Raw genomic sequence first — 13,537 nt, 5'->3', positions numbered from 1 at the left:
GGAGCAATGAACAACATCAGCAACATGAACCGGCTCTGGACCGTCGAGGACGTCTCGGACTACCTCGGTGTCCCGGTGAAGACGCTCTACCAGTGGAAATGGCGCGGTGAGGGCCCGCCGGTCAAGAAGATCGGCCGGCACCTGCGCTATGACCCGGCCAAGCTGCGCGCCTGGGTCGATGCGGAGGCGGCCTGGTGGGGCATATTCAGGACCGTTGGTATCGCCCCGCGCGGGATGCGATGACCGGGAAGGTCATCCTCAACGCGCGGGGCAAGCCCGTCATGGAACGGTCCGAGCTGTACGGCATCGGGTTGCGGTACAAGGTCCGGTACCTCGACCCGGACAACAACGAGCGCTCGAAGTCGTTCGCGGACAAGCAGAAGAAGCGCGCTGAGGACTTCTTGATCGGCGTCGAGTCCGACAAGCGGGAAGACAAGTACATCGATCCGCGGGCCTCGATGACGACGTTTCGCCAGCAGGCGGAGAGCTGGGTGAAGAGCCAGTCTCCGGACCCGGGCACGCGGTCGACCATCCTCAGTCGGCTTGAAAGCCAGATCTACCCGGTCTTCGAGACCAAGAAGGTTGGGCAGATCAAGCCGTCGACCATTCGTGACTGGGTCGGCTCGATGGAAGAGCGGAAGCTCTCGGACAACTACCAGGCGGTCTTGTTCAACACCGTGTCCGGTGTGATGGATTCGGCCGTGGATGACCGTCGGATTCGTGAGAATCCGTGCCACGCGAAGACCGTGCGGCGGCCGGTCGCGAGTAGCCCGCCGATCGTCGTGTGGCCGGAGGAACGTGTTCAGGCCGTGCGGTCGGGGCTCGCGGACCGGTTCAAGATCGCGGTTCCGCTCGGTGCCGGTTTCGGGCTGCGGCAGGGCGAGATTCTAGGTTTCTCGCCCGACGACGTCGACCGGACAGCGATGACCGTGCGCATCCGTCGACAGATCAAGACGGTCAGGGGCGTGATGATGTTCGCGCTCCCCAAGCGGGGAAAGGAGCGAACTATCCCGCTGTCGGCCGCCATGCTGGCCGAGATCGACGACCATGAGGACCGGTTCCCGTCCGTGGCCGTGACACTGCCCTGGCAGAGCGCGGACGGTGATCCGGTGACGGCGCGGCTGCTGATGACCGGGGAGGGTGGCCGGCTGTACTCCGGGGACCTGTTCACGAAGGTCGTCTGGCACGGAGCGTTCCGGGCAGCCAGGATCGCGTACCGGGGTCGCGCGGACGGGATGCATGCGCTCCGTCACTTCTACGCCTCGACGCTCCTGGCCCGTGCGGTCTCGATCGCGGAGCTGGCCGACTACCTCGGGCACGCGGACCCGGGCTTCACGCTCCGGACGTACACGCACCTCGTCCCGTCGAGCCACCAGCGGGCACGGGAGGCCGTCGACGCGGTATTCGGACGGCCTGCCTTCGATGACGGCCTGGAGGCGGCCTGATCATGAAACCGGTCCCCGCCGACGCGAAAGCCGCCCGGTCGCAGAGCCCCGAGAAGGGCAAGCGGCCGGGCGGCTTTCCGTTGCGTCACAACTACTTCAGCTCGGCCGAAGTCTTCCCCAGGATCCGGCGGGCCACGATCAGCTGCTGGATCTGCTGCGTGCCCTCGAAGATGTCCAGAATCTTCGCGTCCCGAGCCCACTTCTCGAGCAGCGACTCCTCGCTGTACGCCCCGGTCAGCTCGACGCACTTCAGCGCGATCTCCACCACCGAGCGCCCCGCCTTGGCCTTCGCCATCGACGCCTGCAGCGAGTTCGGCTGGCGGTTGTCCGCCATCCAAGCCGACTCGAGCGTCAGCAGGTACGCCGACTCGTAGTCGGCTTCCAGGCGCAGGAACTCCGCCGCCGCTGCGTGCTGGGAGTTGGCCGGGCGGTCGTAGTCGATCGTGATGCCGGCGGAGGTGAGGATCCGGCGCGTCTCGTCGAGGGCCGCGCGGGCCACGCCGATCGCCATGGCCGCCACCAGGGGGCGGGTGTTGTCGAACGTCTGCATGACGCCCGCGAAACCCTTTTTCGTGTCGATCTCCGGCGTGCCCAGCAGGTTCTCGCGAGGGACGCGGCAGTTCTCGAAGCGCAGCACCGCCGTGTCGGACGCGCGGATGCCGAGCTTGTGCTCGGTGCGCACCACCTCGAAGCCCGGCGTGCCCTTCTCGACCACGAACGACTTGATCGCCGCGCGGCCCTTGGACTTGTCCAGCGTCGCCCACACGACCACCGCGTCCGCGCGCTCGCCCGACGTCACGAAGATCTTCTCGCCGTTCAGCACGTAGTGGTCGCCGTCGAGGCGGGCCGTCGTGCTGACCGCCGCCGAGTCCGAGCCGAAGCCCGGCTCGGTGATCGCCATCGCCGCCCACATGCCGGAGAAGCGCTCCAGCTGCTCGTCCGTGGCCACCGAGCTGATCGCCGCGTTGCCCAGGCCCTGTCGCGGCATCGACAGCAGCAGGCCGACGTCGCCCCAGCACATCTCGATCGTGCCGAGGACGACGTTCAGGTTGGCGCCGTTGCGGTTGCCCTTCTCTTCCTTCTCGGAAACGGACCGCCGGACGCCGGCCGCGCCCGCGCCGCCCTCGCCGGACGAATTCAAGCCGTCCAGCAGCGCCGCGAACATGTCGAGCTCGGTCGGGTACGTGTGTTCCGCGCGGTCGTACTTGCGCGAGATCGGCCGGAACACCTCGGCCGCGGCCTGATACGCCTGGTTGATCAGCGCGCCGGCCTTCTTGGGGACTTCCAGGTTGATCATGATCCAAAGCCTTTCCGAAGCCTAGAGAAGGACGGCGCCTTCCATGACGCCGATGGCGCGCAGGTCCCGGTACCAGCGCTCGACCGGGTGCTCCTTGACGAAGCCGTGCCCGCCGAGCAGCTGCACGCCCGCGCTGCCGATCTGCATGCCCTTGTCCACGGCCAGCTTCCGCGCCAGCGCGACCTCGCGGGCGTAGGGCTTGCCCTGCTCGGCCCGCGCCGCGGCGCGCAGGGTCACCAGCCGCAGCCCTTCCAGCTCGATCGCGATGTCGGCGACGGAGAACGCCACCGCCTGCCGGTGGCTGATCGGCTCGCCGAACGCCACCCGCTCGTTGACGTAGGGGACGACGTAGTCGAGGACGGCCTTCGCGGTGCCGGCGGCCAGCGCCGCCCAGCCCAGCCGCGACAGCCGGACGACCTCGGCGAAGACGTCCGCTTTCCCGCCGCCGAGCAGGGCGCCCGCGGGCAGGTTGACGTGTTCGAGGTGCAGCTTGCCGGTCGCGGCGCCGCGCAGGCCCATCGCCGGCTCGGCCTCGATGGACACCCCGGCGCTCGACGACTCGACGAGGAACAGCGCCGGGCCGCGGCCTTCGAGGTCGGCCGACACGATGAACAGCTCGGCCTGCGTCGCCCGCGGGACCAGCGCCTTCACGCCGTCGAGCCGGTAGCCCTTGGGGGTGCGGCGGGCCTTCGTCGCGGGCTTGAAGGGGTCGTAGAGCGCTTTCTGCTCCTGCAGCGCCAGCGCGGCGGCCGGGACGTGCTCGCCGGTGAACGCGGGCAGGTAGTCGGCCTGCTGCTGCTCGTCGCCCCAGCTGACCAGGGCGGTGCTCACGGCGGATGGCGCCAGCACGGCCACGGCCAGGCCCATGTCGCCGTGGGCAAGCGCTTCCGCGACGAGCGCGTTGGTGACGACCGAGCGTTCCGTGCCGACGCCGCCGAGCTCCTCGGGGATGCCGACCAGGCTGATGCCCAGCTCGGCGGCCCGGCTCAGCAGGCCTTCGGGGGCCTCGAGCTTGGCGTCGGCGTCCGCGGCGGCGGGCCGCAGCTGCTCGGCGGCGAACTCGGTCACCGTTTCGACGATGAGCTGCTGGTCCTCGGTCGGCGTGAGGTCGAACAGCCCGGTGTCGGCGGCCGGCGTGAGCCGGGCGGGCTTGCCCAGCTTCTGCACCGACTTGAACGACCGGGTCGCCGCGCCGGCGACGCGGAAGCCGTTGCGCGTCCCCGCGGTGACCAGGCCTTCCAGGGGCTTGCGCAGCCCGGCCCGATCGACGACCTTGCTCCCGGCCAGCCGGGTCAGCGCGGACAGGCCCCAGCCCATCGCGTCCCGTTTCCTTGGCGCAGCCATGTGGCCCTCCATCCCGTTACCTACTCGCGAGTAGGTTAACCCGGGAGCCGGGATAGCGCCAGTGCGGGTCGCTCACGGGTGGGCGGTGTGTACCTTCCTGCGCCACTCGGCGAACCGGATGCGCTCGAAAGTGATGAGCCCGAGCACCAGGGCGGCCACGACCAGCAGCAGCGCGGCGGCGGGCACGTGTTCGAGCAACGGCGTCGCCGCGACGAGCAGCACCCCGGCGACGAGCCGCTGGACGTTCCAGCTGCCGAGGTTGCGCTTGCGCAGGGCACTGAGCGCGATCAGGTAGAGCGCGAGCCCGCCGGTCAGCGTCCAGATCGGCACGCCGTGCAGCGCCTCGCCGGGCGTGTGGTGCTCGGTGTCTGCGATGTAGAGGAAGGCCTTCTTGAGCCCGAGGGCGACGAGCACGATCCCGGCGATCAGCGGCAGGTGCAGGAAGGTGTAGGAGTCGGTGGCGAGCTTCGTGCGTTCGGTCCCGGTGGCCTGGGTGAGCCGGTGCTCGGACACGCGCGCGACGACGTCGAAGTAGGTCCACCACATCCCGGCCGCCAGCGCCAGCCCGCACACGGCCGCCCCGGTGACCAGCCACGACATCGGCAGCGACCCGATCCCGATGCCGATCGCGACGATGGATTCGCCGAGCGCGATGATCACGATGAGCCCGAACCGCTCGGCGAAGTGCGCGGGCGCGTTGAGCCGCCACCCATCGGGCCCGGCGAGGTAGACGTTGAGGTAGTCGACGAGCAGCGCGACGACCCACAGCCCCAGCTGCCACGGCCCGTCGAGGAAGGCGGCCACGCCGAGCAGCCCGACGCTGGGCAGCAGCCCGACGAACATCTTGAGCAGCACCCGCCGCAGCCCCGGGTCGTGTTTCGCCGCGCCCAGGTAGGCGGCGAGGTGCAGCAGCCGCACGAGCGCGTAGCAGACGACGAACAACGCGGGCGCGAACAACCCACCGGGATGGTCGACGAAGGCTTCCGGGATGGTGAGCGAAACCAGGAACATGACGGCCATGGCACCGAACATCGCCAGCCGCGCGACGCCGTGGTCGACGTGGACGGTGTTCCCGAGCCAGGCATAGGAGCACCAGCACCACCACAGGACGGCGAGCATGACCAGCCCCTGCCCCACCCCGGCGGGGCTGAGGTGGTCGGCCATCAGCTGCGTGGTCTGGGTGATGGCGTAGACGAAGACCAGGTCGAAGAAGAGCTCGATGGTCGAGACGCGGTGGTCCTCATCCGCGCTCACCAGGTGAAGACGTCTCGTGGGCACGCCGAATTATGGACGAAACAAGGTCAAGGAGGGCCGGTTTTGTCGTAACGCCCCGCGCGAACATGGCCGAGGGTGCATGGGTCTGGGACAATGAGCGCGGGACGTGGGGAGGGTGTCGTGGTTTCCTATCCAGCCGCGCTGCACCGGACGATCATGACCGTGGACGTCGCCGGGTACAACCACCCGGACCGGACCATGGCGCACCTGCGCGAGGTGCACGACGGCCTGTGGCGTGTCCTCAAGGGCGGCTTCGCCGAGACAGGGATCCCCTGGGACGTCTGTTTCGTGGAGAACACCGGTGACGGCGCGATGATCCTGCTGCCGCCCGACATCGCGAAGGTCGACCTGGTGGCGCAACTGCCCGAACGCATGCACGCCGACCTGCGCCGGCACAACGCCGTGCACTCCGAACCGGCGCAGATCCGGCTGCGCCTCGCGCTCCACGCCGGTGAAGTGCAGCGCGCGAGCCACGGATCGGTCGGCAAGGCGGTGAGCTTCACCTTCCGCGTGCTCGATGCCGCGGAAGCGAAGAAGGCCCAGAACCTGACGGGCGCGGAACTGGCGCTGCTGGCGACGGACGTGTTCTACCAGGAAGTCGTGCTCCAGGACCCGGCGGCGGCGCCCGCCGAGTACCGCCGGATCCCGGTCACCACGAAGGAGACGTCCACGGTCGCGTGGCTGCGGCTCCTCGGCGGTGCGCCCGAGGGCGAGCACCGTCCGGACCTGCGGGCCGTGCCATCCCCCGCCGAGCCCGCCATCGACCGCGTGTTGGAACTGACGGAACTGCTCCTCGGCATTCCGGCCGTCACCGAGGAAAGCAGCCGGAGAATGCTGCTGAAGCGGCTCCGGCCGGAGATCGCGACGGTCGTGGCATATCACCCGCAAACCCGGCTGCATGTCCTGGAGATCGCCGGAACCTGTCTGCGTTATCGCGGCGGGCTAGCCGAACTCGTCGCGGCGGTGCAAATGCTGGAACCGGGGTCGGTACCGGTGCGGCGGCTGGTCGAACGCGTGGGCAACTGGCCGGTTGAGAGCCCGTCGTGACATCTTTTTGGCAACAGGCGGCGGCCCTTTTGCCGGGTAAGATCTGCGCAACTGCGTTCGATCCGCAGGGGCGATGACGCCGGTTCCGTCCCGAGCGAGGTGGGTAGGGGGTGCTGGGCCAGGTGGCGGGACACGTGATCGGAGAAGCCGTTGTCGACGTGCTGGCCGAGGCCGGCCTGGCGGAGGAACTGGCCGTGGTGGTCAGCCTCGTCGGGAAGACCCTCGGCGTCGATCTGGCGGTTCCCCGGCACCCCACCCCGCGCAGTTCGCTGATCGAAGTCGTTTCCGCCTGCGAGCGCTATCAGAACGGAATGCAGGCGCTGGTCGGCGCCGTCGCCTTCATGCGGCCCGGGTCGCCGGAGTCCGAGCGCGTCCGCGACCTGGTCGAACGGCCGCGGGTGCTGGACCTGCTGCCGCGCGCCGATCGCGACCGGTTGCACCAGTGGCTGGCCGACTTCGAGGTGCCCCGGCTCGGCGAGCTGGTGCGCCGGGCGAGCGGGCTCGGGGCGCCGTTGCCACCCAAGGTGCGCACCGCGTGGGAAGCCTTCACTCATTTGGCCTCTTTCAACGCGGACACCGATGGTATTCCGCCGGCGTTCACGCTCCTCGAGCTCGTCGCCCACCAGTGCGGCGGCGAACTGGGACTGAAGCTGACCGAGTGGAACGACTACCAGGCCCGGCGGTTGCAACTGGAAGCCCAGCTGAGAGCCCGTCGAGCCACGATCGCCATGCCGTCGAAGGAAGGGCGGCTGCACTTGATGATCCTGGTCGACCATGATGGGATAGACCCGGAGCTATACCAGGTTTCCCATTGGTGTCAACGGCTTCCCGGGGAATGGCCACCACCGCACGGCGGCACGGCGGAGGTGCGGGCGGCCGACCTCGAACGATACGTCGACGGCCTGGTGGTCGACGCGGAACGCGTCTGGGCCGACCACCGGGGTTCGGTCGCCCTCGAGTTCGTGCTCCCGCGGGCGCTGTTGAACCTTCCCGTGCAGCTCTGGCACCGCGAACACGAATCCGGCATGCCGCGGCCGCTTTCGATCGACTACCTCATTTCCGTCCGTTCGCTGGAGCGCATGCGTTCGAAGCACTGGCACCGGGTGTGGAACCAGCACTGGGAGGCGTTCATGGCGAACCCGTCCGCGGAGTGCGTGTACTACGAAAACGGTACTCAGGCTTCGGGGCTTGACGTGGTTCTTTCCGACCTCCGCTGGGGGCTGGTGGTCCTCGGTTCGGCTCCGCTGCGGGAAGCGGGCGGGGACGGAGACAGCCTGACAGCGGCTTTGCGGTCGGGTATCCCGGCTGTACTATGGCACCCCGACGCGCCGCTCGACGTACTTCGGGAGTTGATCGCCGAGTTCGCCAAGGGCGAATCCGGCCTGGGCGATCTTCCCAAGCGGGCAAAGGAATTCAGAGTGCACGCCAGTCTTCCCGAAACCGCCTTTCATCGGGATAATCCAGTGCGGGATCTGGTGGTGCTGTGGGACGATCCGAGCCGTCTCGTTCTTGACCAGCCACCGGCTTTCCCGTGGCAGCGAGGGGACATCCGGGATGACCGAGAGCGAGCGTCTTGACGGGGACGAGGCGGCGCAGGTCCGCGACGCGTCCCGTCTCGCGTCGTCGGACTGGTGGGTCTACCGCGGCACCGGCCGCCCGATCCACGACCTCGGACTGACGGATATCCTGCCGCCGCCACCGCCGTGGCGGGACTTCGACGGTGGCCCCCTGCCGGAGTCGGACGACCCGCCGCGGGACGACCACGACGTCGCCCGGCGGCTCGGGAGCGAGCATTCGCAATCGGCTCAACGCACTGGTCCGGCCGAGCTGGACATGATCAACGCGGCCCTCTACCTCCGGCGGCCCTTGCTCGTCACCGGTCACCCGGGCACCGGGAAGTCCACGCTCGCCTACCGGCTGGCCGCCGAACTGCAGCTGGGCCGGGTCCTGCGCTGGCCGATCACCAGCCGGACCACGCTGAACTCCGGGCTCTACCACTACGACGCCATCGGCCGGATCCAGGCGGCGAGCGCCCGGTTCGCCGCCCGCGGCGAGCGCGCCAGTCCCGAGCCGGAGCCGCCGATCGGCGAGTTTCTCCGGCTCGGTGTGCTCGGCACCGCCTTCCTGCCGCGCCGGGTCCCGCGCGTCCTGCTGATCGACGAGCTCGACAAGAGCGAAGCCGATCTCCCGAACGATCTCCTCAGCATTTTCGAAGACGGCGAATTCCGCGTTCCCGAACTCGAGCGCATCCGCAGTCACACCCCCGAAGCGACGGTGTTCACCGACGACCCCGGCGAGACGGCATCGGTCGTCGGCGGTCGGGTCAGGTGTCACGCGTTTCCGATTGTCATCATCACCAGCAATGGAGAACGGGAATTTCCCCCGGCTTTCCTGCGGCGCTGCCTGCAGCTGGAAATGCCGGACCCGGACCCGGAGCAATTGGCCGCGATGGTCGTCGCCCACCTGCACGATTCGGAGGAGAACCGGCGCAAGCTCGGCGACGGTTTGCAGAACGAGCTGATCGAACAGTTCGTGCGGCGCAGCGCGTCCGGCGACGACCGCCTGCCCAGCGGGAAGCTCTTGGATGCCATGTACCTCGCCACGTCCGGCGCCTACCGCGGCGACGCGACGTGGGAGCGGCTGGTGGACGCGCTTTGGCAGCGTCTGTCGGCGGTGCAATGACGTGGGCGGCCCGCCCTTTTCGCCGGTCCCCGGTCCCGTCGGCGCGGGATCGCGGTTCACCGGAGCGGGGGAAAGGCGACCGTCCGCGGATCCCGGCCGGCCGGACGTGCGGGACGTCGCCGACGCGCTGTGGTTGATCGCGGCGACGCGGACCGACGAGGCGCGGCTGCGGCCGGCGACGTCCCACCGCCCACCGGATGTCCCGCGATCCGGTGACCCGTTGCCGATTCCGCTGGAACTGCCGCCCCCGACCGCGCGGCCGGAGCCGGTTCCGGTACTCGAAAGCCCACGTCAGGTGATTGCCGGCGGAGTTGCCGAAGTCCCGTCGGCTACGGATTCCGTGCCACAATCACAGCCCGTCTCTGGATCGGTTAGGCCGTCCGTTATCGTTCGTGCCCTCCGCACGCTGAAGCGAAGGGTGCCGGCCTGGCATGAGCACGTTGTCATCGTCGACGAAGCCGCGACGGCCGAGCGGGTCGCCGAGAGCGGATTTTGGTGGCCGGTGACCGAACCCGAGCTCGAACGCTGGCTGGACCTCACCGTTGTGGTGGATACGGCTCGGTCCATGACGCTCTGGCGGAGCACGGTGAAGGCGTTCCGCGCCGGCCTCGAACAGCTCGGTGCCTTCCGGACGATCCAGTACCGCCGGCTCGACACGCAGAGTAGTGGCCACCGGCGTGGCCGACCGCGGTTGTACGGCGAGACGTCGTCGTCGGCGCCGCGGGACCCGTCCGAGCTGATCGACCCGACCGGACGGCGGATCGTCCTGGTCGTCACCGACGGCGTCGGCGACCTTTGGCGGTCCGGGGGCGTTTCCACCGTGCTCGCCGAGTGGGCGTCGGTGATGCCGACGACGGTCCTGCACGTGCTGCCGCAACGGCTGTGGTCCCGGGGCATGGACCTGCACCGCGCGCGGCTGAACGTCCGGGTGCCGGTCGCGCCGAACAGCCAGTGGGGCTGGGAGCTGCCGGAGGCGTGGGCCGACCCGGAGCTGGCCGTAGCCAAGGACGGCGGGGCGATCCCGGTACCCGTGATGGAGCTCGGGCCGCGGTGGCTGCGGTGGTGGGCCCGGCTGGTTGCCGGTGAGCACAAGGGTTTCGTGCCCGCCCGGGTGCTGCTGAGCGGGCTCAAGGGCGCCCCCATCGAGGGCAGCGACGACCTCGTCGACCCCGGTAGTGCCCGCGAGCGGGTGCGCCGGTTCCTGAGCGTCGCGTCGCCGCCGGCCTACCGGCTGGCGACCATGCTCGCCGCGGTGCCCGCGAACCTCTCGGTCGCGCGGTTCGTCCAGGACGAACTCCTCCCCGAGGCGCGGCCGGAGCACCTGACGGAGGTGCTGACGAGCGGCTTGCTGCGGCCGGCCGCGGCGGTCGGCGACGAGACGACGGTGTTCGACTTTCCCGCTTCGGTCCGGCAGGTGCTGTTGAGCGGGGCCCGGCGGGCCGACACCGCGGAGGTCGTCCGCGCCACCGAGGCCCGGTTCGGCACCATCACCCGGCTGCGGGATGCCATCGACGCACCGGACGCCACACGGGATCCGGACGCCCGGGCGGACCCGGCGCACGACGTCGCACTCGAACGGGTGGTAATGCAGGCCCTCAGTGGTCCTTATTCTTCCCGCGCCAGCCGAATTCGCTCGAAAGAGCGAGACTACTCCGGTGAACTTTCCTCTATAGCACCCGATTCAGCGACGGTGTCGTCGCCTGTTTCCGGGGTAACCGAAGATATCGCCCAAAAGAGAATGCCGCCCTACGATTATGGTGAACCGGTGAGAGACACTATGGCGAAAGCGCCCGTGCCCCCTGAGGCTTCCACGTCCGCAGTCACAGCCGCCGGTGGGGTGGCGGACGACCCGGGCCGGCGGAGTCCGGAGTTGCACGAGCCTTTGCCGTCGGGGGACAGTGGGCCGCGGCTGGGCCGCCGCCCGATCTTCACCCTGGAACACGGGGACAGCCCGGCCGAGGACGTCCCGCCGGTGTGGGGCAGCGTGCCGCCCCGGAACCCCAACTTCACCGGGCGCCGGGAGCTCCTTCGTGAGCTCGGTGAGCGGGTCATGTCCGGCACCACTGCCGTCCTGCCGTCGGCGCTGCACGGCATGGGTGGTATCGGCAAGACGCAGATGGCCGTCGAGTACATCTACAGCCACCTGCGGGATTACGACGTCGTGTGGTGGATCCCGGCCACCGAGGCCGCCCAGATCCGGGTCGCCCTCACCGAGCTGGCCCAGGCACTGAGCCTCCCGGGCTCCGGCGAAGCGAACACCGCCATCCCGGCCGTGCGCGAGGCGCTGCGGGTCGGGCGGCCCTACCGGCGCTGGCTGCTGGTCTTCGACTCGGCCGAAGACGTCACGTTGGTCCGCCGGTTCTTCCCGACCAACGGGCCGGGGGAAATCCTGATCACCTCTCGCAACGCGGAATGGGCCAGCGTCGCCCGGCCGCTGGAAGTCGCCGTGTTCGAGCGCTCGGAGAGCGTCGAACTCCTGCGCCGGCGTGGTCCGGAGATCGACGTGGCCGAGGCCGAGCAGCTTGCGGAACGACTGGGGGACCTTCCGCTGGCGATCGAACAGGCCGCCGCGTGGCGTGCCGAAACCGGCATGCCGGTGCAGGAATACCTGCGCTTGTTCGACGAGAAAGTTGCGGAAATTCTCGACACGTCGAGTCCGGCGGACTACGAGGTTTCGGTCGCCGCGGCCTGGAACGTCGCGTTCGACGAACTGCGAACGCGAAATCCGGTGGCGCACCAGCTGCTCCAGATTTGCGCTTTCTTCGCGCCGGAGCCGATTTCGCGCGCTTTCTTTTCGGGTGTTGGCAGTATTTCCATTCTGCCCGAGATTGATACGGCATTGCGCGACCCGATGAAACTGGCGCGGGCCATCCGGGACATCAACCGGTACAGCCTGGCGAAGATCGACCACCGCACCAATTCGATCGTCCTGCACCGGTTGGTGCAGATCGTGCTGCGCAACCGCATGACGCCGCAGCACCGTGCGGAGATGCGGCACGGTGCCCACCTGCTGCTCGCCAAGCGCGACCCCAACGACGCCACTTCGTCGAAGCAGTGGCCGCGCTACCAGGAAATCCTGCCGCACGTGTACCCGTCCGAGATCGTCGAATGCGACGACCGCTGGGTCCGGCAGCTGGTGATCAACCTGATGCGGTACCTCTACCAGTGGGGCGACCACGACGAGGCTCTCCGCCTGGCGGAAACGGCGCACCGGAACTGGACCGCGCGGCTCGGGTCCGACGACGAGCAGACCATGCAGGCCGCCGAGCGGCTCGGCTACTACTACTGGGTCACCGGCCGGTACGCGGAGGCGGCGCAGATCAACCGGACGATCCTCGACACGCGCCGGCAGCTGTCCGGTGACAACAGCGAGGAGACACTCGCCGCCCAGATCGCGGTCTCCGGCGACCTCGCCGCGCAAGGCGACTTCCTCGCGTCCCGTGACCTCACCGAAGACGTCTACCAGAAGGCCAAGGCGCTGTTCGGCGAGGACGACCCGGTCACCCTGCGCGCGGCGCGCATCCACGGCACGAACCTGCGTCTCACCGGCCAGTACCGCGAAGCCGCCGAGCTGGACGAAACGAATTACCAGCGGCAGACCGAAATCCTCGGCTACGACCACGCGGAGACCCTGAGCTCCCGGATGGGTCTCATCATCGACCGCCGGGAAGCGGGCGAGTACGTCTGGGCTCGGGAGGAGAACGAAAAGCTCGCCGAGCGCGTGCGCGAGCTGTTCGGCGAGGACAACGCGGAAACGCTGCGCCGGATGGCCTACCTTGCGGTCTCCCGGCGCAAGGCCGGCGACCACGAGGCGGCGAAGGAACTGGCCGCCGCGGTGCTCGAGCGGTTCCGCGTGCGCTACGGCGAAGACAACTTCAACGTGATGGCCTGTGCGCTCGGGTACTCGATCGACCTCCGCCACGCTCAGGAACTGCGGTCCGCGCGGGAACTGGGTGAGCAGATCTTCGAGCGGTACCGGCGCAACCTCGGCGAGAACCACCCGCACACGATGGCCGCGGCCGTCGACCTGGCCGTGACCCTGCGACTGTTCGGGAACGCCGCCGCCGCACGGGAACTGGACCAGCGCTCCCTGAGGCAGCTGCGCGAGTCGCTCGGACCGGACCACCCGAGTGCGGTGCTGTGCGGGATCAACCTCGCGAGCGATCTCTCGGCGCTAGGCGAGACCGCGGCCGCGCTGGAGCTGGAAACGGACATGCTGGCGCGGGCCGAGCGAGTACTCGGGAAGGATCACCCGACCACGCTCGCCGCGGCGCTCAACCGGGCGCTCGACCTGCGCACGTCCGGGCAAGGCCAGGAAGCGGAGACGCTGTACGCCGATGTCCTGGCGCGGTACCGGATGGTGCTGCGCGAGTCGCACCCCGGGACGATCGCGGCGTCGAAGGGCGTCCGCGCGGACTGCGACATCGACCCGCTGCCGCTGTAGCGC

At 69.2% G+C, this 13,537-nt stretch carries 9 protein-coding genes; 6 read left to right on the top strand and 3 right to left on the bottom strand.

Translation table 11 applies throughout. From position 1 onward, the window contains the following. Positions 1-24: 24 nt before the first annotated feature. Both BLW76_RS41275 and BLW76_RS41270 read left to right on the top strand, forming a co-directional pair. Positions 25-243: a helix-turn-helix domain-containing protein gene (locus tag BLW76_RS41275; protein ID WP_425266069.1), complete on the top strand. Its 219-nt coding sequence runs from the start codon at positions 25-27 to the stop codon at positions 241-243. Next, on the top strand, positions 195-1,445 hold the full coding sequence (locus BLW76_RS41270) for a tyrosine-type recombinase/integrase (RefSeq protein WP_091317571.1): 1,251 nt from the start codon (positions 195-197) through the stop codon (positions 1,443-1,445). Before BLW76_RS41275 ends, BLW76_RS41270 begins: the two co-directional genes overlap by 49 nt. 91 nt (positions 1,446-1,536) lie before the next feature. Here the strand turns inward: BLW76_RS41270 and BLW76_RS41265 are convergent, their stop codons facing one another. The 3 genes from BLW76_RS41265 to BLW76_RS41255 all read right to left on the bottom strand — a co-directional run bounded on the left by BLW76_RS41265 (position 1,537) and on the right by BLW76_RS41255 (position 5,364). Then, positions 1,537-2,742, bottom strand: coding sequence for an acyl-CoA dehydrogenase family protein (locus BLW76_RS41265; protein WP_091317569.1), 1,206 nt, complete (start codon positions 2,740-2,742; stop codon positions 1,537-1,539). Between the two features lie 21 nt (positions 2,743-2,763). Then, entirely contained in the window at positions 2,764-4,059 is a 1,296-nt protein-coding gene (locus BLW76_RS41260) for an acyl-CoA dehydrogenase family protein (RefSeq protein ID WP_091317568.1), read from the bottom strand. Positions 4,060-4,158: 99 nt separating this feature from the next. Continuing rightward, on the bottom strand, positions 4,159-5,364 hold the full coding sequence (locus BLW76_RS41255) for a low temperature requirement protein A (RefSeq protein ID WP_091317567.1): 1,206 nt from the start codon (positions 5,362-5,364) through the stop codon (positions 4,159-4,161). A gap of 195 nt (positions 5,365-5,559) precedes the next feature. Here BLW76_RS41255 and BLW76_RS41250 point away from each other — a divergent pair, with 195 nt between their 5' ends. The 4 genes from BLW76_RS41250 to fxsT all read left to right on the top strand — a co-directional run bounded on the left by BLW76_RS41250 (position 5,560) and on the right by fxsT (position 13,534). After that, a complete protein-coding gene (locus BLW76_RS41250) occupies positions 5,560-6,408 on the top strand; it encodes an effector-associated domain 2-containing protein (RefSeq protein WP_244170562.1) in 849 nt (282 codons plus the stop codon). A gap of 110 nt (positions 6,409-6,518) precedes the next feature. Continuing rightward, positions 6,519-7,985, top strand: coding sequence for a VMAP-C domain-containing protein (locus BLW76_RS41245; protein WP_244170561.1), 1,467 nt, complete (start codon positions 6,519-6,521; stop codon positions 7,983-7,985). After that, positions 7,963-9,090, top strand: coding sequence for an AAA family ATPase (locus tag BLW76_RS41240; protein WP_091317563.1), 1,128 nt, complete (start codon positions 7,963-7,965; stop codon positions 9,088-9,090). The genes BLW76_RS41245 and BLW76_RS41240 overlap by 23 nt, the downstream gene beginning before the upstream one ends. A 1-nt stretch (position 9,091) precedes the next feature. Then, positions 9,092-13,534: an FxSxx-COOH system tetratricopeptide repeat protein gene (fxsT, locus tag BLW76_RS41235; protein ID WP_279627722.1), complete on the top strand. Its 4,443-nt coding sequence runs from the start codon at positions 9,092-9,094 to the stop codon at positions 13,532-13,534. Positions 13,535-13,537: the final 3 nt, after the last annotated feature.

The organism is Amycolatopsis tolypomycina, from assembly GCF_900105945.1.
GTDB classification, from domain to species: domain Bacteria; phylum Actinomycetota; class Actinomycetes; order Mycobacteriales; family Pseudonocardiaceae; genus Amycolatopsis; species Amycolatopsis tolypomycina.
The sequence above is the reverse complement of the archived record's forward strand: the minus strand, read 5'-3'. Positions and strand labels throughout refer to the sequence as shown.